Annotated in this window: 18 protein-coding genes and 4 tRNA genes; 4 read left to right on the plus strand and 18 right to left on the minus strand. The window is 57.9% G+C overall.

What is annotated here, in order from left to right; genetic code table 11:
* Positions 1-65: 65 nt before the first annotated feature.
* Both QZ822_RS02095 and QZ822_RS02100 read right to left on the minus strand, forming a co-directional pair.
* Positions 66-854: a spermidine synthase gene (locus QZ822_RS02095; protein ID WP_294642225.1), complete on the minus strand. Its 789-nt coding sequence runs from the start codon at positions 852-854 to the stop codon at positions 66-68.
* Entirely contained in the window at positions 854-1,603 is a 750-nt protein-coding gene (locus QZ822_RS02100) for a thioredoxin domain-containing protein (RefSeq protein WP_294642227.1), read from the minus strand. Before QZ822_RS02100 ends, QZ822_RS02095 begins: the two co-directional genes overlap by 1 nt.
* Positions 1,604-1,950: 347 nt before the next feature.
* Here QZ822_RS02100 and QZ822_RS02105 point away from each other — a divergent pair.
* Positions 1,951-2,025 (plus strand) — tRNA-Thr (locus QZ822_RS02105).
* Between the two features lie 107 nt (positions 2,026-2,132).
* Positions 2,133-2,399, plus strand: a complete 267-nt coding sequence (locus QZ822_RS02110; RefSeq protein WP_060824265.1) for a hypothetical protein — start codon at positions 2,133-2,135, stop codon at positions 2,397-2,399.
* 113 nt (positions 2,400-2,512) lie between these two features.
* Here the strand turns inward: QZ822_RS02110 and QZ822_RS02115 are convergent, their stop codons facing one another.
* The 3 genes from QZ822_RS02115 to QZ822_RS02125 all read right to left on the minus strand — a co-directional run bounded on the left by QZ822_RS02115 (position 2,513) and on the right by QZ822_RS02125 (position 5,471).
* On the minus strand, positions 2,513-3,388 hold the full coding sequence (locus QZ822_RS02115) for a CoA ester lyase (RefSeq protein ID WP_294642230.1): 876 nt from the start codon (positions 3,386-3,388) through the stop codon (positions 2,513-2,515).
* Positions 3,389-3,712: 324 nt separating this feature from the next.
* A complete protein-coding gene (locus QZ822_RS02120) occupies positions 3,713-4,252 on the minus strand; it encodes a hypothetical protein (protein ID WP_049353993.1) in 540 nt (179 codons plus the stop codon).
* Between the two features lie 208 nt (positions 4,253-4,460).
* On the minus strand, positions 4,461-5,471 hold the full coding sequence (locus tag QZ822_RS02125) for an NAD(P)H-quinone oxidoreductase (RefSeq protein WP_294642232.1): 1,011 nt from the start codon (positions 5,469-5,471) through the stop codon (positions 4,461-4,463).
* A gap of 125 nt (positions 5,472-5,596) precedes the next feature.
* Between QZ822_RS02125 and QZ822_RS02130 the strand changes: the two genes are divergently transcribed.
* Positions 5,597-5,684, plus strand: a tRNA-Ser gene (locus QZ822_RS02130).
* 83 nt (positions 5,685-5,767) lie between these two features.
* On the opposite strand, the gene QZ822_RS02135 is transcribed toward QZ822_RS02130, so the two are convergent.
* The 4 genes from QZ822_RS02135 to QZ822_RS02150 form a co-directional block, all read right to left on the minus strand.
* Positions 5,768-6,211, minus strand: a complete 444-nt coding sequence (locus QZ822_RS02135; RefSeq protein ID WP_294642234.1) for a hypothetical protein — start codon at positions 6,209-6,211, stop codon at positions 5,768-5,770.
* Positions 6,212-6,247: 36 nt separating this feature from the next.
* A complete protein-coding gene (locus tag QZ822_RS02140) occupies positions 6,248-6,721 on the minus strand; it encodes a hypothetical protein (RefSeq protein ID WP_294642235.1) in 474 nt (157 codons plus the stop codon).
* Positions 6,722-6,903: 182 nt separating this feature from the next.
* Complete coding sequence (locus tag QZ822_RS02145; protein ID WP_294642237.1) at positions 6,904-7,530, minus strand: DUF4190 domain-containing protein; 627 nt, start codon at positions 7,528-7,530, stop codon at positions 6,904-6,906.
* Positions 7,531-7,736: 206 nt separating this feature from the next.
* The gene (locus tag QZ822_RS02150; RefSeq protein WP_294642239.1) at positions 7,737-8,159 is read right to left on the minus strand and encodes a hypothetical protein; all 423 of its coding nucleotides are present in this window, start codon (positions 8,157-8,159) and stop codon (positions 7,737-7,739) included.
* Positions 8,160-8,429: 270 nt separating this feature from the next.
* Between QZ822_RS02150 and QZ822_RS02155 the strand changes: the two genes are divergently transcribed.
* Positions 8,430-8,521 (plus strand) — tRNA-Ser (locus QZ822_RS02155).
* A gap of 94 nt (positions 8,522-8,615) precedes the next feature.
* Here the strand turns inward: QZ822_RS02155 and QZ822_RS02160 are convergent.
* The 9 genes from QZ822_RS02160 to QZ822_RS02200 form a co-directional block, all read right to left on the minus strand.
* The gene (locus QZ822_RS02160; protein ID WP_294642242.1) at positions 8,616-9,161 is read right to left on the minus strand and encodes a histidine phosphatase family protein; all 546 of its coding nucleotides are present in this window, start codon (positions 9,159-9,161) and stop codon (positions 8,616-8,618) included.
* A gap of 147 nt (positions 9,162-9,308) precedes the next feature.
* Positions 9,309-10,061, minus strand: coding sequence for a winged helix-turn-helix domain-containing protein (locus tag QZ822_RS02165; protein ID WP_294642244.1), 753 nt, complete (start codon positions 10,059-10,061; stop codon positions 9,309-9,311).
* A 579-nt stretch (positions 10,062-10,640) separates the two neighbouring features.
* The gene (upp, locus tag QZ822_RS02170) at positions 10,641-11,279 is read right to left on the minus strand and encodes a uracil phosphoribosyltransferase (protein ID WP_060824252.1); all 639 of its coding nucleotides are present in this window, start codon (positions 11,277-11,279) and stop codon (positions 10,641-10,643) included.
* Positions 11,280-11,475: 196 nt separating this feature from the next.
* Positions 11,476-11,562: transfer RNA gene (locus tag QZ822_RS02175), tRNA-Ser, on the minus strand.
* A gap of 166 nt (positions 11,563-11,728) precedes the next feature.
* Positions 11,729-12,349 carry a TetR/AcrR family transcriptional regulator gene (locus QZ822_RS02180; protein WP_294642247.1) on the minus strand — a complete coding sequence of 207 codons (621 nt, stop codon included), beginning with the start codon at positions 12,347-12,349 and terminating at the stop codon, positions 11,729-11,731.
* 79 nt (positions 12,350-12,428) lie between these two features.
* Complete coding sequence (locus QZ822_RS02185; protein WP_294642248.1) at positions 12,429-15,035, minus strand: YhgE/Pip domain-containing protein; 2,607 nt, start codon at positions 15,033-15,035, stop codon at positions 12,429-12,431.
* Between the two features lie 2 nt (positions 15,036-15,037).
* Entirely contained in the window at positions 15,038-15,925 is an 888-nt protein-coding gene (locus QZ822_RS02190; protein ID WP_294642250.1) for a multidrug ABC transporter ATPase, read from the minus strand.
* Positions 15,926-16,224: 299 nt separating this feature from the next.
* Positions 16,225-16,752, minus strand: coding sequence for a nucleoside deaminase (locus QZ822_RS02195; protein ID WP_294642252.1), 528 nt, complete (start codon positions 16,750-16,752; stop codon positions 16,225-16,227).
* Between the two features lie 42 nt (positions 16,753-16,794).
* On the minus strand, positions 16,795-18,984 hold the full coding sequence (locus tag QZ822_RS02200) for a RecQ family ATP-dependent DNA helicase (protein ID WP_294642254.1): 2,190 nt from the start codon (positions 18,982-18,984) through the stop codon (positions 16,795-16,797).
* Positions 18,985-19,319 lie beyond the last annotated feature (335 nt).

Genomic DNA, 19,319 nt, shown 5'->3' on the forward strand with positions numbered 1-19,319 from the left:
CATAGTGAAAACCGTTGAGGCGGGTACCTAGTTGGTACCCGCCTCAACGGTTTTGTATGCCGGGTTTAGCTCTCAGCCAGCTCTTCCAGCAGGTCGCGCAGCTCATCGGTGGTAAGCACCTCCGCCGGATGCGGGCCCAGGGCGTACAGCCAGTCCTGGGTATCCTCGTCCAGCTCGCGGGCGGTACCAACCAGCACGAGGTTGCCTTCGTTCTGCCCGCTGAGCATGGAGCTTTCGCACAGGCACCACACGTGGTCGAAGACTTCCAGCATGGCGGTTGCCTGTAGCTGGAAGAAGGGCAGACCCGCGTCGTCACCCACGTTGATGGCGACCATGCCGCGCTCGCTCAGGGCGTCCTTGAGTTCGCGGTAGAACTCGCGGTTTGCCAGGTGGGCGGGCGCATCCATGCCGGTGAAGATGTCGAGGATAATCGCATCGAAGCCGGGCACGCCCAGCAGTTCGGGCAGGTTCGCCAGCTGCTCGCGAGCGTCCCCCACCACCAGCCGACAGTCGGTTCCGGCAGGTAGCGGCAGGCGGTCCGTCACGAAGCCCATGAGCTCGGGCTCAATATCCACGGCAATCTGGCGGGAGCCGGGGCGGGTCGCCTGAATATAGCGCACGAGGGTGAGCGCACCGGCGCCCAGGTGTGCGGCGGTGATGGGTTCGCCGGCGGGTGCGAGCGCATCCACCGTGTTTGCGATGCGGCGCAGGTACTCGTAGAACACGTAGTCGGGGTTCTGCACGTCCACGTGGGACTGCTCGGCACCGCCGATTTCGAGGACGTAGCCGTGGTCGCTGAACCCGTCGGGGTGGATTTCGGCACGCTGACCACCGGAGAGCTGAATATGCGCCACTACTTCACGCCAGCTTCACGCTTGAAGGTGCTGACCAAATCATCCACCGAGGAGGACGAATCCAAGCCCTCAACGACCTTGTCGTTCACGACGAAGGTGGGGGTGCCCTTCACACCGATCTTCACGGCGTGCTCGTAGTCGCGCTGAATGGGCTTGACGGTGTCGGAGGCGAGCAGGACCTTATCGAATTCTTCGACGTTCAGGCCCAGTTCCTTGGCGTAGTCGTTGAAGAGGGTGCGCAGCTTGTCGCGTTCCTTGATGTTCTTCCAGTCGTTCTGGGTGGCGAAGAGCTTGTTCGCCATTTCAAGATGCTTGCCCTGCGCCTCGGCGGCTTCCACGGCAAGTGCGGCGGGTACGGCGTTGGCGTGCATGTTCAGCGGCATGTTGCGTACGGTCACGTTCATGATGCCGTCGAGTTTCTTGGCGGCTTCTTCGAACTTGGGTTCTGCCTTGGCGCAGTAGGGGCACTGGTAGTCGGTGTACAGGGTTGCGGTGCCTGCGCCGGGTACTTCGCGGTTGAGGCGGTAGCCGACGTAGCCGTCATCAGCGGTTGCGGATGCAGTAGCCGAAGCCGAGGGGTCAGCAGATGCCGAAGCGCTCGCAGTGGCGCTTGCGGAGGCGCTCGCCGAACCGCTGGAAGATGCCGAAGCGGAGGGCTGGGAGGAGCTGGAACCGCATGCGCTCAGTCCCAGGGCGGCGGCGGGCACTACGCCCAGCAGCAGGGTGCGGCGGTTGAGGGGTGAAGTCATGGGAGTTCCTCTCTCTACGGGTGGCGGGCTGGTCTGTGATTAATCAGTCTGTGATTACTCAATCTGTGGTTGATACATCCGTGGTTGATGTGCACTGTGATGCACTGCGAGGTGCTGTCAGCCGCCGTGGTTACAGGGTTTATTGTATGCCCCTGCCCTGAACATTCCCTATCTTCGGGCGGGTTTGCGGGGTGAATGCAGTGCACGCCATAGGATCCCTGCCGCCTGCTCGCCCCTGCGGTCGCGGTGTTGAAAGTAATTAGCCTCTCCCCCGCCTTTTTGGTACTATTGCGGGGTATGCACTGTTCACCGGTTGCTTTCGGGCAGTTGGGAACGGCAGCGTATGTGCCTCTATAGCTCAGGGGTAGAGCATTTCCCTCGTAAAGAAAAGGTCGTGGGTTCGAATCCCACTGGGGGCTCCACATCCGCCGTAACGCGTGCCGGTTTCCGGTGTGTTGCGGCGGTTTTTAGCATCTGAGAGATGCCACGTATCTCGCAGGATGTCACCGTCGATTTTTAGGAGATTCTCATGTCTTCTCGTTCTTCACATACTCAGCGCCTGCAGAACCGTTCACAGGCTGGTCGCCCCTCCGCGGGCTCTGCACGCCCGATGAGCCCGACGATGCGTTTTGCTCTGGTGTACGTGTTGGCGCTGGTGGTTTCTTTGGCGGTGTGGTTCTTCTACCGTTCCGTGTATGAGGATGACACCTCGTTCTTGGTGCCGATTGTAATTTCTTTGGTGACTTCGTACGTGTGCGCTCATGCGTTGACGGGCGGCAAGTCACCCCGCAACTAACAGCCAAACTGCAGCGCACCCGCTACTTTGAGGGCAGATGAAAGCCGCGCATCCGGTTCCCCGTTCAGGGTTCGGATGCGCGGCTTTTTACGCGTGTATTTTACGCCAGAACCTTACTTGGAGGCACGCTGGAAGTCGCTGTCGGTCTTGCCCCACAGGCCGTAAACCTTGGCGAGTTCCTTGACCTTCTTTGCACGCAGGTAACGCGGCAGGTAGGAGCCGTCGCGGGGGCCGTCGAGGGGCACGTCAAGCATCTGGTGTGCTTCTTCGATTTCGATCTCGCTGGGGGAGAATGCCGCGTTGATGGTCTCCGTCTGGCGGATGTCCAGGGTAATCTTACCGGTCATGCCGTGGTCGTTCGCGTAGCCGCATGCCTTGGAGAGGTCAGCGCCGTATGCGCCGAGGGTCGGGCCGTCGATGGGGCCGGGCAGACCGCCCAGGGTGGAGGCGATGACCAGCTGCGAACGCACGTAGGCGAGCGCCATGGGGGTTGCGGAGGAGCCGGTGTCGCGGCGGTAGTCACCTGCGCCGAATGCGAGGCGGAAAGTGCCGATTGCGCGGGCAATTTCGACGGAGTGGTGCACACCGAGTGCGGACTCAATCAGCGCGATGATGGGGGTTCCGGGGGGCAGCTCGGCTGCGGTGCGGTCAATGTCGGTGGCGTGCTCTGCGGTGGCGAGCATGACGCCTCGCAGGCCCTTCACGTTCTTGAGGGCCTTGACGTCCTTCCACCAGTGTTCGGTGGTGATGGCGTTGATTCGCACCCATGCGACGACGCCGGAGTTGAGCATACGGACGACCTGTTCGCGGGCGGCGTCCTTCTCTTCAGGGGGGCAGCCGTCTTCGAGGTCGATGATGATGGAGTCAGCCTCGGATTCGAAGGCCTCTTCAAAAACTTCTTCGGAGGAGTTGGCGCGCACGAGGAGCCAAGAGCGTGAGAGGCTGGGGCGCAGCTGACGCGCACGCTCATTGCGGTGGAATTCAAACATGGTGTGTGACTTCTTCCGTGAATTGTATATGCATTGGGTTGTGCCGTAGAGGGGCAGGAAAAAGCCTGCGGTTCTTCCGCGCGTACCATCGCATTGTGTCGTCACCTCCATTGTGACGGAACCGCATAAGAAGCGTCCTACACCTCCTCTTTAAGCGTATCGCCTGTTGAAGTGCACATCAAACTAACTCGCCTGTTAGTTGCCGTTCGGCTTCGCCCTGTTCACGTGGCGGACGCAGGTCAGCGGGCAGGTTGGGTTAGCGCATAAACGGAACTGCCCGCAGCATCCGGTGCTGGATACTGCGGGCAGTTCAGAAGTTCGCTATTAGGCTTCTACCAGCTGGGTACGGCCCACGGGGATTCCGTCGTCGAAGGTCAGCTCGCCGGCGGCTTCCTTCTGGGCACGCTGAATCAGACGCTCTGCGTCCTCAATGTGCTGCACCACCGCCTCAACGCGGCGGTGTACGCTCACCTGGCGGTCGCATCCAGTAGCGCATTCGCCAAAGCAGCGCGCCATGGCGAGCGCCTCGGCGCAGAGAGCCACCGCGTTACCCGCTTTGGAGAGGGCACGGTTCAGGTCGGAGTAGGTGCCGAACGGGGAGGCGGGAATATCGCCGTCGCTGGGGGCGAGGCGGTGCGCCTCCATGGCGACTGCGCGCACGCGCGGAATCAGGTCTGCGAGCGTGTTTGCGTCCGGCACGATGAGCTCAATCATAGGGGCGGACGAATCGGTTGCCGCCAGGCGTTCGAGGACCTGGTGGAAGCGGTCAATGCCGCGGATGAACCGGTCGTGGGATCGGCGCCAGATACCTTTACCTAGTTCGGCGTCGTCGCGGCGCGATTGCAGGTAGCTTTTAAGCCCCATATGCCCTCCTCTGCGTGGTGTGTGTGCCGTGTTTGTTGGTCGGTGGAGGCTGCCCGTGTTGGGCTCTGCGGCGACCCGCAAACCTCCCTATGCTTAGGTTACCCTAAATCTCTTTTAGTGACGAGATGTCAGCAGATAGTTCAGCATATATTGCACACAGCGGCCACCCCGCGCACCGTTCCAGCGCAGTAACGCGGGGGCACCACCCCTACAGCATGCGCAGCACAATCTTGCCGTGATGCTGACCCGAGTCGAAGTACTCGTGGGCGGCGGCCGCCTCCTCCATGTCGAAGACACGATCCAGGCCCACACCGATTCTGCCGGATTCAATCAGCGGCAGCACGTGCTCGCGCACACCGCTTAGGATCTCAACCTTCTGTCGGTCGGAGCGGGTGCGTAGGCTCGTGGCGTGCACCGACAGGCGACGGGAGAGCATGTACCCCAGGTTCACTTCCGCCTTGGCGCCTCCTATCAGACCGATAATGCACAGGTGGCCACCGTCGGCGAGAGTGTGCAGGTTGTCCTCCAGGTACTTTCCGCCCACCACGTCGAGGATGTAGTCGGCACCACGTCCGCCGGTTTCAGCCAACAGAACTTCACGGAACGAATGTTCGGTATAGATAATGGGTTCCGCACCTAGTGAGCGCACATATTCGGCTTTTTCCTCGGTGCTGACGGTCGCAAACACGCGGGTACCTACGGCGAGCGCCAACTGGATGGCGTGCACACCAATACCGCCGGTACCACCGTGTACGAGGACCACCGCGGGTTCGCCGTCTTCCTTGAGGTTTTCGGCGGGGTTCATACTCATACCGCAGGTGAGCACCAGGTTCGAGTAGACGGTTGCCGCAACCTCGGGAATGGCAGCGGCCTCGACGAAGCTCAACTGTTCCGGCACGGGTAGCACGTGGTCGACCGGCACGGTCACGTAGTCGGCGTAGCCGCCTCCGGCGAGCAGCGCCATGACGGAGGTGCCACGGTTCTCCACGGAGACACCCTCACCGACTGCCTCAATAACACCGGCTACTTCGAGGCCGTAGATGGCGCTCGCACCGGCGGGCGGCGGGTAGAATCCGCGGCGCTGCAGGGCGTCGGCACGGTTGAGTCCGGCGGCATGAACACGGATGAGAACTTCGTAGGAGCGGGGCACGGGGGCGGGTACTTTGGTGATGGTCAGAGCTTCAGGTCCACCGTGACTGTTCTCAATAATTGCTCTCATGAGTCCTCCTCATTGCCGGAAGCACCATCGTTGGTGCGCGATTTACAGAAAGCTTATCGCATGAGATAATCTCGTAGTGCCCTGCGGCACGGTATTGCCATAAAATGCCGGTCTCTGGTGCGTATGGATGGTTGTCCGAGCGGCCGAAGGAGCTGGTCTTGAAAACCAGTAGGCGGTGACCCCGTCTCAAGGGTTCAAATCCCTTACCATCCGCGTTATAGCTTCTGAAAGCCCCGTTCCTCAACGCGAGGAGCGGGGCTCTTTGCATACGCCATTTTGAGTTACCGGGGGCGCCGTCAGTTGATGCCTGACAAGGCATTCAGAATCAATATGAAGAGGACGTCGATACCGATGAAAAAGCATAGCCCCAGCCCGTTAAGAACCAGACCGCCGACGGCACGCGTGCCGCGCCGCCTTGCTACGAACGCCTGCCAGAGACCCAGGACGTTCGGCAACGGCGCACCGATAACTATCAGCAGACCATTATCTCCAGGACCATAAGTAAACCACCAGAGCCCTGGAACGAAAGACAGCGGGCCGAGGAAACCGAAAAGCAGGGAGAAGGTCGCTGCCCTTTTACCGTCTTGCGCTCCTTGCACAGCGGGAGGTTGCTCGCTCGCAGGTTGCGGCCAATCGTCCGTGTCGTCCGCGTCGGACTGCAGGCTGTCATTTCCCTGATAGAGCTTGGCGTACTCAGGGTTGTAATCGAAGGCTTCGTTGTTTTGGGGTAGCTGCGACATCTCATCCACAACCTTTCAATACCGGGTGTTACGTGTCTATCGAAGTGAGAGAGCGTTCAGGATCCTCGACGGGCCTGCATCATTGAAGCCGTACAGAGCAAACCCAATCATTATGATGAAGCCGACGATGGCGATGACAATGAACATTCCTATCCCACTGAGAAACAGACCCACGTTGGCGTCCTCACCGTGCTGTCTTGCCACTCGTGCTTGCCAGAGACCCAAGAGGTTCAGTAACGGCGCAGCAATGATTATTGGCATACCGATACCAAAGCCATGGGAAACCCACAAAAACGCTAGGGCGAGAGTAAGCATACCGAAGACACCGAAAATCAGGGAGAGATTTGCGGCTTTTTCACCAGCGTCCATCTTCCACACGCTCGAAGGGAACTCACTCGCGGGTAGCGGCTGGTCATCCGTACCAGACTGTACGCTGTCGCTCCCCCGGTGGTGCTTGGAGTATTCGGGGTTGTTATCGAAGGCTTCATTGTTTTGGGGCAACTGCGACATCGCATCCACAACCTTTCACATTCCACACACGAGGGGTGTTAACTTCACCCTAGACCTTCCCTACCTGGGGAACAAGCATGTCGAGCTCAATCCAGGAAACACACGGCATACATACAGCAAAGCCCCGCACCTCACGTCGAGGAACGGGGCTTATGCGTGCCCTCCAGTGAGGGCGAAAGTGTTTAGAAAAGTGCCAGTATCTGCGCAACATCCACCAATCTGGAATTGGCTGCGGAATCTGAAGAAGCCAGCAGAATCAACAGCAGAATACTACCGCCGTAAAACACCAGGAAAATGCCACCAATAACTACGGTAATCCAGTTCAGGATGCGGCCAGCCGAAGCCGCCACGCCGAAACGCTCAGCCTCATTAGCTTTCATAATGCCGATAACGCCCAGAATTAGGGAGGGAATACCAAGCATGAACCAGCCAAGCGTCAGAGCACAAGCTAAACCAATAATACCGAGCACCGTAGAAGTCTGAGCAGCCTTCTCACCGGCAAGCTGTTCGGGAGTCTTCTGCAAAAAGCCCACAGGAACCATCATGGGCTGACCGTACTGGTCGGGCTGCTGGTACTGCTGGCCATACGGGTCATACTGGTTCTGACCATACGAGTCTTGACCGTACGAATTCTGACGGTACTGGTCATAGGAATACTGATCGTAGGAGCTCTGCCCGTACTGGCCGTAAGAACCCTGGCCGTACTGAGTGTTCTGCCCATACTGACCGTTCTGGTTGTACTGCTCATTCAGACGGTTGTAGTCCGGGTTGTAGTCGTAGGGGTCTGAACCCCGAGGATTCTGAGACACGGCATCTCACTTTCGTACGGCTGGTGTGCATTAAACCTAATTCACCCTAACCCATGAATGGGACGGGTACAACTAAGCCCGTTATGCAACCCCGCACAATGCGCCTTGATGCACTGGATACGCGCCTTATCAGGTACGCAAAAGCCCACGTGCGCACACAGGGCGCTCGCGGGCCTTCTCTGACCAGTAGCTATGAAAGATATTGTCTAAACATGCATCATGAGCATAACGAACAGCAACATCTCAAAGGGCCGAAACAGGATACCGAGCAGCATATTCATGATGCCCAACGCAACACCAGCCACACGCATGTGACCGCGGTGGCGTGAAGCAATCGCCATGATCAAACCCGCAAGGCCCAGAACAAAAGAAGCACCTCCACCCGTCTGATGATTCAGCACAAAAACACTAATTGTTCCAAGAACACCAATAACGACCGAGATCATCGCAATAACCCAACCCGCGGTATGCGTGTTCTTCTCTTCGGGAAGAACATACACCGGCTGCACAAACTGTGCAGGACGCACCGCAGGCTGCGCAACCTGCTGGCTATTTAAAGCCGGGTTATTCACAGAGGAGGAGGGAGCGCCCTGAGGAGTCTGGGTCATCTGAGGAACGGTGGTCGTCACGGGAGGGAGCCTTTCTATCTGGACCGCAATGTCGCTTCTACCCTCAAAACTACATCACCTAAATGACTCAAACGCTTAAATTCAGGGTATTTAAAGGTTAAACAGCTCTATTCACACGTTTCTCGCAGGTAAAGAAATCAGGGTCAAAATCACGGTCGCGAAGAAACTAACACCATCCCACCCACGTATATCCCCCGCAACCCACAGGTCGAATTGACCAAGCGCAAAACAGCCTATATTCTTATAGGGATGCGCTCACGAGCGCACCGTGGAGACGTGCCAGAGCGGCCGAATGGACTTCACTGCTAATGAAGGGTCGGGGTTAAACTCGACCGGGGGTTCAAATCCCCCCGTCTCCGCCACTAAAAGCCCCGTACCGGTTGGTACGGGGCTTTTGCTTTACCCATTCCGTTCGGGCGCAGAACCTAGAATCTTGTAATCTAGAAGTTCCTGGGACTAGAAGCTCTTGAAATCCACGAGGCGCGCATCCGCACCATCCAGCAGAGCCCACTCCCCCGGTACCTCAAACACCGCGATAGAAGAGGGAGGGAAGCCATAGTACACATCCATGGACGCGTTCGGGTCAGAATCGGGGCTCATCAAACGCTGCGCGGCATCCTGCACACCGGGCAGATGCGACACCACCATCAGAGAATGAACATTCTCCGAAACGCTGTTAATGCGCGAAATAATGCGGGACGCAGACACCTCATACAGACCCTCATCCAGATGAGCGGTAGGCGCTTTCGCACCCAAACCATCCGAAACCCAGGTCGTCGTCTGGCGGGTACGCAAAGCCGATGACGACATAATCTGCTCCGGAATATAACCGCGAGAAGCCAACCAGGCGCCAGCAGCGGCAGCCTGCTCATGACCGCGCTTCGTCAGCGGACGATCAAAATCATTCAGACCCCAATCAGCCTCCGCATGGCGCATAATAATCAGACGCTTAACCCCGCTGCGGTGCGAGCCAGATGCAGTGTTGGAAGAATTTTCAGCCATACCCCCATTCTATCTAGAGGGCGCCGGAACGTCCCGCACGCCGCCACCACACGCACACTAACGCCCATAGACGGGCACAAGTAAACCCCGGCGCACCGGCATCACGCCAGCACACCGGGGTGCACTCTGCAGAAGCTAAATTCTGTACTAGATCGAGTATTCCGGAGCAGCCCAGACAACAACCTCGGGGTGCTCAAAGAAGCGGTAACCCTGACCGCGCACCGTACGCACGGTACCCGACAAGCGGCCCAGCTTCGAACGCAGACGACGAATATGCACGTCAATCGTACGCTCATGCGGATGCTCGTCACCAGAGCTCCACAGTGCCTTCAGCAGCTCCTCACGACCCACGGTGCGCGAAGAATTCTCCACCAGGTGCGCCAGCAACTCGAATTCCTTGAAGGTCAGCATGAGCGGCTCACCATCCAGGAACACCTCGCGACGCGCCAAGTCAATCAGCACACCCGAAGAGTGGCTATTCGTGGTCTCTGCCTCGCGGGCAACATGCGCCTCCGGGTGCATGTACATTGCGGTCGGATCGCCCAACGCGTTACGCACCACCTCAAGGTCGCTACCCTCAGCATTCACAGGAGCCAACGCCACAGCGGCGTACGACTCCGACTCGGGAGCCAGATGGTGTGCATAAGTACGCAAATCCTGAACGATACGCACCAGGGAGGTGCCGTTCGCCGCAGCAAGCTCCTCGTTCAAACCCACATAGAGCACAAAGCCGCGTGCCTCATTTTCCTGAGCCTGCTTATGGGCAGAGTCACCGGCTGAGAAAGTCATCGGACGCAACGTGGCAGCCGGCGCAGCGGGACGCTGAGGCTGCACGACCTGACGCTTAGCAGCGCGGCCGCGCTGGGAGATGTGTACATATCCAGGTACAGCGCCTGACATGGTTCAACCTTCTCTCAAAGTCTGTGTACGGGATCCCAGTCGTACGTGGTGTGGGGTGCGCCGGAAGTGACGCCGAGTCAAACAGTCCCCAATACCTGTTCGAGTCTCAATCCTCTTACTTAATATTTCTCCTATTTGACGGATAAATCAAGCGGATTCGACATAGTGGATTCTCCTTTGTCGCCAAGAGGAGTACAATACCCTTCCCCATTTTGGGAGATTTCATGCGGAACCTGAGGCTTTCAGCTTTTTCATCACATAAATATTCACGGTTTCTGTTATGTATGGGTTACAACCTGCATTTTCATGTGGAGCTGTGAATATGCTTGAAGTTTCAATACACCCCTCAAGCAGTTTATTGTGTTCCTTATCACATAATAGGTGGTGTGTTTCAAAAACCCACGCCGACACCCAGCAGCACCATCGCCACCCAAGCCCCAGACGCATTAGACACACACTGATACGCACCGCCACACTGCGGCGCGCAACCAGCCGAACACCCGCAAGACATAGCGAAGCGCCTCCACACATACATATGCAGAGGCGCCCCATTCACATCACGTGAATAACTCTGAAAGACTACTCAGCCAAACCGTACAGGCGGTCACCAGCATCGCCCAGACCCGGAATAATGTACGCCTTCTCATTCAGACGCTCATCACGAGCAGCCAGGAACAGGTCGACATTCTCCATACCCTCAATACCCTTCTCCAGGGCAGCAATGCCCTCAGGAGCAGCAATCAGGCACACACAAGTCACAGACTCAGCACCACGCTTACGCAGGAACTTAATAGCCTCAATCAGAGTGCCACCGGTAGCCAGCATCGGATCCAGCAGGTACACCTGACGGCCAGTCAGGTCCTCCGGCAGACGCTCAGCATAAGTCACAATATCCAGGGTCTCCTCATTACGAGCCATACCCAGGAAGCCCACCTCAGCGGTCGGAACCATGCGAGTCATACCCTCCAGCATGCCCAAACCAGCACGCAGAATCGGAACAACCAGCGGCTTAGGATCAGCAATACGAACACCGGTAGTAGTCGCCACCGGAGTCACAACCTCAACCTCTTCCACGCGAATCTCGCGAGTCGCCTCGTAAGCAAGAAGAGTCACCAGCTCATCAACCAGCTGACGGAAAATCGGGGACGGAGTGTTCTTATCACGCAGAACACTAATCTTGTGAGAGACCAGCGGGTGGTCAAGAATCTTAATACGCATAATACGATTTTACCCACCCCCAAATCAGCAAGCACCGGTAAAGCCCCGGAAGTGGCACACACCCTATAAAACTAGGCGAATACCGCCGCACAAACACCCACCGACGCGCCCACCGATGTCCCCGCCAACACCACCCCAAAACAATCCGGGCATGCAAAAACCCGCCGAGACGAATCTCGACGGGTTTTCGTTGGTGCGGTGGTGGAGGGATTTGAACCCCCGTTGGCTTTTACACCAAACATCATTTCGAGTGATGCACCTTCGGCCGCTCGGACACACCACCAACAGTGGAAAACTATAGCACACCCCCAACAGGAGGGCAAGAACGAGCCTACATATCGTGCGCGTACGGCAGCCGGGTGTCGCCTCTTTCACGGCCCCTTTAACCGTGCCCTTTTCGACACCCGACACCGAAGTCCCGGCTACGTCTGCAGACCCAACAGGTCCGCCTAATGACGGATATACCCATCTACAACCAGCATGACAGCACGCGTTGCATCCTCAGCATTGCGTTCCGCCTGATGCACTTCACGATCCATGGCAAGCATATAAATCGCGCCGAACATAGAGATCGCAATCGCACGAGGATTCTGAGCGGTATCAACCGTATAGCGGCGAGCCACAGCCTCCGTCATCTCCTCCAAATATTTCAGAAGATCCAAACGGTTATCGCTCATCGCCTCGGTCCAACCATCCGCACCCTTCCACGCCTCCGCAAGCCACATCCGAGTAAAACCCGGACGGTCCTCAAGATACTGGAACGCGGCACGAATAGCACTCCGCAACGCCTCACGCGGATCAGAATGAACCGACGCCGCGCGACGCGCATCGCTCAGCAGCAACTGCGTGCCGTACTGGACCAGCTGATCCACCATGGTCTTCTTAGAACCAAAGTTGTAATACACGGTTCCCTTGGAAACACCCGCCCGGGCAGCCACCTCTTCAACAGTGGCGTACTCAAGCCCCTTTTCGGTCATGATATCCATGGCAGCGTTGAACAACTTCAACTGAGTTTTACCAGTACGGCCGGGACGACGACTTGCAGCTTCAGCGACAGGGCGCTGCAACATCAGAAGTCCTCCCTCCCTTTTTGCAGATATATCTCTATTTTATTAGACAGTTTTCCCCGGTGCGACTAAACAGGGTTTGTTACACCGTAATCTCCGGCGCAAGCTTCTTCAGCGACCACGTACGATCACGACGCGTGCCAATGTAACCCAACACCAAACCAGCCAAACCCCACAGGGTCAAAACCAGCATGATGCCCCACAGGCTCGACTCATTAATGCCATAAGCCAAACGGCGCGTACCCGCCACCGCATAACCCATCGGGAAGAAGTCATGCATCCAACGAATCGACTCAGGCAGAGTCTCATACGGCATCGTGCCGCCCGCAGTAATCAGCTGCAGAATCAGAATGACCAAAGCAACCAGCTTGCCCGGCGCACCCAAGATCACCGTCAGACCATGAATGAAACCGGTAAAGACCAGAGCCACATAGCAGAGGAACAGCCACACAAGCCACGGATGAGCCATCTCAAAGCCCAAACCAAACTTAATCGCGGCAAACATCAAAGTCGCCTGAGCAATACCCACCAGGCCGAACGGCATCCAGCTACCGAGCATCACACGAATCGACGGAGCATGCGAAGCCAACGCACGGTTGTTCATCACGCGCAACGTCTGAACCAGCATCAAGCCGCCAATCCACAACGCCAAGCACATGAAGAACGGGCCCATGCCCTCACCATAGTTACGGCCCGACGCCAAGGAATCATGCGACAAAGTCACAGGGTTCGACATCGTATCCGCAACCTTCGCCTGATCGGTCGGCGCAAGGCTCGGAACCTGCTTAACACCAGAAGCCAGGCCGCTCTCCAGCGACGAAGTACCATCCTTCAACTCGGAAGCACCATCATTCAGCTGCGAAGAACCATCAGACAGCTTCGCCGTACCGTCAGAAAGCTGCGACGCACCATCCTTCAGCTCATTCGCACCATCAGCCAACTTCTGCTGACCCTCAACCGCAGACTGCTCCTTCTCCGCCAAAGTACCGCTACCATCCTTCAGCTCGGCAGTACCGCTCTTCAAAGAATCAGTACCCTCCTTCAGCTCAGAAGCACCACCCGACAGAGTCGCAGAACCACTCGCAAGGCTCGAAGCACCCGAAGCAATCTTAGAATTACCATCAGCCAGGCTCGCCGAACCCGACGCCAACGAGGACGCGCCAGCATCCACACGAGCGGCGCCATCAGCTACCGACGAAGCGCCCTTCGCCAACGACGAAGCACCAGAATCCAGCGAATCCACGCCAGAAACCAAAGTCTGAATCTTCGCCGCAGTCGACGACGTACCATCAGACACACAATGGCTCGACTTCAACGCGCTCAACTTCGACAGAGCATCAGCAGCGGCAGCATCACGAGTAGCCAGATGCGACTGCAGAGCCTTCTGATTCAGCTCAGCAACCTCATTCTTTGTCTCCTCAGAATCAACAGCAGCCACCAGCTGATCAGCCTGCTCCTGAGTCAACGTACCCGCCTCAACCAGCGGAGTCACCCGAGCACGAACCTTCTGCGCACTCGCAGACACCACAGTATTCGACAGATCACGACCAAAATCGCCACTACCAGCAGAAGTATCCGTCTCATGCAGACGCATGCACATCGCATTCAGCTGAGCTGGCAACTCACGAATACCCGCCTGATCCATGCCTTCACGCATCTGATGAATACCCGACGCCAAATCATTAGCGCCCTTCGCAACCGCCGCCGAACCATCCTTCAAGCTCGCAGTACCCTCAGCCAGAGTCGCCGAACCATCCTTCAGCTTCGACGCACCATCAGAAGCAGACGCCGCCGCCGAAGCCAAGGTCGACGAACCATCCTTCAAACTCGAAGCACCATCAGCAAGCTTCGCGGCGCCAGAATCCAGCTTCGCCGCGCCAGAATCCAAAGTCGACACACCATCAGCAAGCTTCGCGGCACCCTCCGCCAACTGCTTCTGGCCATCCAACAACTGGGACTGACCATCTGCCAAGGTGGAAGTACCATCCTTCAGCTTCACGGCACCATCATTCACCGTGGCGGTGCCGTCTTTCAGCTGAGTGATAGCGTCCGCCAGCTTCACCGTACCGTTATTTACCTTCGACGCACCATCAGCAGCCTCACCCATCTTCGAATGAATGGTCGTGAAGCTAGCCAACAGCGAATTAGCCGTCGAATTACCGACCTTCTCAGCCACCGAATCACGCACCGCAGTGCCCGCCTTCGTGACAATATTCGTCAGCACATAGTTATTGGCGTCATTCGTAATGACCTCAATACCCGCCGAACGCGCATCAATAGTGCCCGTCTTACCGTCAGCATCGGGCTTGAACGAACCGGCACTCTGCAAATTGCGGGAGAAATCCTTCGGAATCACCATCGCAAAGTCATAGGTGCCCTTCTCCACGCCCTCGACAGCCTCAGTACGAGTCTGCACCTGACGCCAATCAAACGTGCCAGCATCCAGAAGATTCTTCTTCACGTCAGCGCCGGTATTCACCTGCTGACCCTCAGAATCCGTCGCGCCCTCATCCTCAACCACGAGAGCACCCACAATACCGTTCACATTGCCGTAAGCATCCCAGTTACCGTACAGGTACAGGGCACCGTACAGCAGCGGGATGCAGGACATCGCAAGTAGCACTAGGACCGGCAAAACACCGCTAGTCAGGCGCTTAAGCTCAACAAGAGCAACACGCAGAACAGTCATTCTTACTCCTTCTCAGCGGTCTTCTGGGCAACAGTTTTCTGGTTGCCGGTCTTCTGGGTGTCAGTCTTATGGTCAGTGGTCTGACCGAGCGCGCCGGATGCCGCGGAGGTCTGAGGAATAGAAGAGGTCAAGGGGATTTCTTCCATCTCACGCACCTCAATCACGTCAATCACAGGCTCGGGCTGGGTTAGTTCTTCTGCCGCAGTCAGCGCTTCTGCAGGCTCCTCAGCCGGCTCAAACTCGCCGTCCTGATCCATGTGGACACTACCCACCACAGCACGAGCGCCCCGCCAATCCCTCGAAATATGAGGCACAATCGCCACCACAGTACGGGGACGTTCCTCGTCAGCGGCAAGCTCCTCCAGGTACGGAAGCCACATTCTCGTATGGTTCAGGTGACGGGAAGGCGTATCAAAAACCAGCAGGTCCGAAGGGCTCGCCTGCGCCAAAGCCGTCATCAGCTCAATGTTCATCTCGCCGTCAAGCTCGTCCATCCACAGGCCGTCGAAATCCTCAAGACCGCGTTCCTTCAGCCAGCGGCTTGCGCGGGAACGACCAAAAATCGGCAGGTTGTAGGAGAGCATCTCAGAAACGTAGTCGTGCACACGCATGTGTTGCTCCGGGGCGGTCACGTCAGGAGAGTCGATAATGTCACTGATACGACGCAGCTTCTTCATCGAAATCGGCTGCGGCTCCGCATCACCATCGCTCCAAGAAATCTCGCCACCCGACAGAGGCAAACGGCCAGTAAGAGCCAGGCCAAGGGAAGTACGCTCCATCTGGCTATCAGCCTGAATAATGATGACCTCACCGTGACCCACAGAAAAAGAGGTACGACCAAAAAGGGCGTGGTGACGCCCCTTAGCCCAAATATTGTTAACGCGAAGCACGAATAATTCCCCTTAAATACAGGACGGTTCAGGTGAGTTTTGGAGAGCACTCCGCAGGTTGCGTGGGGTATCTATTTTCAGTCACGGGCAGACGGAGGCTCCAGTGCCTATATATCGTAGACCCGGATATGTGTGATGTAGTGGGCTTTTTACCCGAAACTGGGTACCAATTTTGAAATTTTTGAAGTATTTTTCAAATAAACGGGGGTTTTCGTACAAATAACGCGAAAAGCCACGCGCTCTCACGTAGCTTTTCGTGTTATACAAAACAGTTCCTGAAGCGCCACCACGGGTGACGATTAGGGGCGGCGTTCTTTAAAGAAGTCCACCATCAACTGCGCGCACTCATCAGCACGCACCCCCGCATACACCTCGGGGGCCGGGGCAACCCGCCCGTCGCGCAGCACATCGTAACGACTGCCTGCGGCGCCGGTCTTCTCCTCCCAGGCACCAAAAACCACCGTCGAAACGCGTGACGCCAAAATCGTGCCGGCACACATTAGGCACGGCTCCACGGTCACGACCAGGGTGCAACCGTCCAGGCGCCACCGCCCGCGATGCGCCGCCGCCTGACGAATCGCGTTCACCTCCGCATGGGCGCTAGGGTCATGCTCATGCTCGCGGGTATTGCCCGCCGAACCGATAATGACGCCCCGCTCATCCACCACCACGGCACCGATAGGAATCTCTCCACGCTCACCCGCGGCAGCACCCTCAGTCAGGGCGCGCGCCATCCACTCGCTGTGTTCAGGGCGGGTGGGAATATCGCTGAGCACAGCGGAGGAACCGTCAGTGACCGTTAATTTTGAATATTCCGAATATGACATAAATCCTCGTCAGGGGAATAAATGAAGCATTATCGAGTGAGACTAGTGAGTAGCAGCCAAGGAGAAAGGATACACCGCAGAAGCGCCCGCCAGTCGTAGCTCACGCGCCACCGCAGTAAACGCCCACCGTGAATCCACCACATCAGAAACCAGTAGAACCGGGCACTGATGCTCACGCACGTAGTCCAGAACCTCAGCCGGCACCCGGTACGAGCGCAACACGTCCGCGCAACGGAACGCGCTATTACCGCCGAAGAAACGCGGCTCATCCACCAGAGAAACCTGGCCCAAATCCACCAGGCGACCCACCGACGCAAGCCCCCGTCCCAAAGACTGAGCCAAGCGTGGACGCACCGGCGACGGCAGAGTCAGCACAGCCACCGGACGACCCGCCTCAGCCCACTCCCAAGCGGCAAGCACCTTCACGCAGGCGCGACCCAGCTCGGCAGGAACCTCAGAATCAACCGGCTCACCCAGCTCATTCATCGCCAGAAGCTCACGCAGGCGAGTACCGTACCCCATGTCGCTCAGACGCGCCAAAGCGTAACCGGATTCAGCCTGCTCGTCCTTAGACAAACGACCGCGCGGCGCATCCGCACCCATCAGCTGGTCCAGCCCGCTCGGCCACATGCGGCGCGGCTGCAGGGGCACGCCCACCGTATTGAAGCTGCTCTGTGCCGCCTGCTGCGCCTCAGCGGGAACTTCAACCGGGTACCAGGGGCCCGCGCACACATCGCAACGGCCGCAAGCAGTCGCGGAAGCATCATCAAGCTGCTGAGCTAGGAAAAGCATACGGCACTGACTAGTACATTCATACTCGAGCATGGCGTTCTGCTCCGCCACACGCGCCTGCGCCACCGCCGCGTAACGGACACTATCGTACTGCCACGGTGAAGAAGTTCGACGCCAATAGTTGCCTTCCTTCACGGCGGCACCCTCAACGTCCAGCACCTTCAGCAGAAGCTCCAGGGTTGAGCGGCGCAACTGAACGCGCGCCTCCAACGCGGTAATACTCAACCCCTCCGGGGACTGGGCGAGGGCATCCAGCACCGCCAGCGCCTGCTCCTCATTGGGCATGGAGGCGGTCGCAAAATACTCCCAAATGGCGCGGTCTTCACGACCGGGCAGGAGCAGAACATCAGCGTTGACGGCGCCTCGTCCGGCGCGGCCAATCTGCTGGTAGTAGCTCACCGCAGACGACGGCGCACCCAGGTGCACAACAAAACCCAAATCAGGCTTATCAAAACCCATACCGAGGGCACTCGTCGCAACAAGAGCCTTCACCCTGTTTTCCTTGAGTGCTTGCTCTGCAACCAGCCGTTCATCCGGGTCAGTTTTACCGGTGTAGGCGAGCACCTCGTACCCGCTGGCACGCAGAGCATTTGCGGTATCTTCTGCCGCAGAAACGGTCAGCGTGTAGATAATACCCGAACCGGGCAGGCTGTTCAGGTGCGTGAGTATCCATCCGATGCGTTGCGCCTCATTGGGCAGGGTCAGAACACCCAGGCGCAGGGACTCGCGGGACAGCGGACCGCGCAGCACATGTACGGGTGCGGTGGTATCAGTGCTGAGCTGTTCGGCAATATCGCGGCTAACACGGTCATTCGCGGTTGCGGTAGTCGCCAGCACCGGCACACCCATCGGCAGAGATTTAATGAGCGAACCAATACGACGGTAGTCGGGGCGGAAGTCATGGCCCCAGTCAGAAATACAGTGCGCCTCATCAATAACGAGCAGACCCAGGCGCGGCAGCAGGTACGGTAGCCACTGCTCGCGGAACGCCGGGTTATTGAGGCGTTCGGGGCCCACCAGGAGCACGTCGAGCTCGTTAGCTTCGAGGCGGGTGCGGATCTCATCCCATTCGGTGACGTTCGCGGAGTTCACCATGGCGGCGCGCACTCCCGCGCGGGATGCCGCCTCGACCTGATCACGCATGAGGGAAAGCAACGGGGAGACAATAAGCGCCGGGCCCATACCGCGGGCACGCAACAGCAGGGAAGAAATGAAATAGACTGCGGACTTACCCCAACCAGTACGCTGCACGACGAGGGTGCGGGCGCGGTCGGCTACGAGGGCGCGAATCGCCTCGTACTGACCGTCGTGGAACTCAGCATCAGCGACGCCGGTGAGGCGGCGCAACACTTCACGGGCTTCAGCATGCAGAGGATCCGTGTGCAGGGAATCAGCGCGCAGGAGATCGGCGGGGCTGGAAGCTAGCTGTTCGGGGTTCATGGTTCTCTCCAACGGTGGGTGGTTGGGGCAATCGCTACGCCGCGACGCGCCGTGCTCTCTTTCCATCATGTCACACCCCGTATCCTCCGACTCTGCGGATAGTCATTTCTTGGGGAGGCACGCGAGCGCCGCGTCACCTCGGGTTGTTTCGCCATGCGGGCGCGGAGATTTACGCCTCGCTCGCCCGTGCGTCCAGCATAAATGCCGGTAGAATTGTGCCAGTAATACACAGCCTCCGCATAGTTTTGCACAATGTTCACCATAGGTACGCTTTCTATGCTGGTGTTACTCCGCCGCCGATCCGTGCGTGCGGTCCACTCACAGTTCAGGATTTT

Origin of the sequence: uncultured Rothia sp., assembly GCF_916715725.1 — a bacterium.
In the GTDB taxonomy this organism is placed as follows: Bacteria; Actinomycetota; Actinomycetes; order Actinomycetales; family Micrococcaceae; genus Rothia.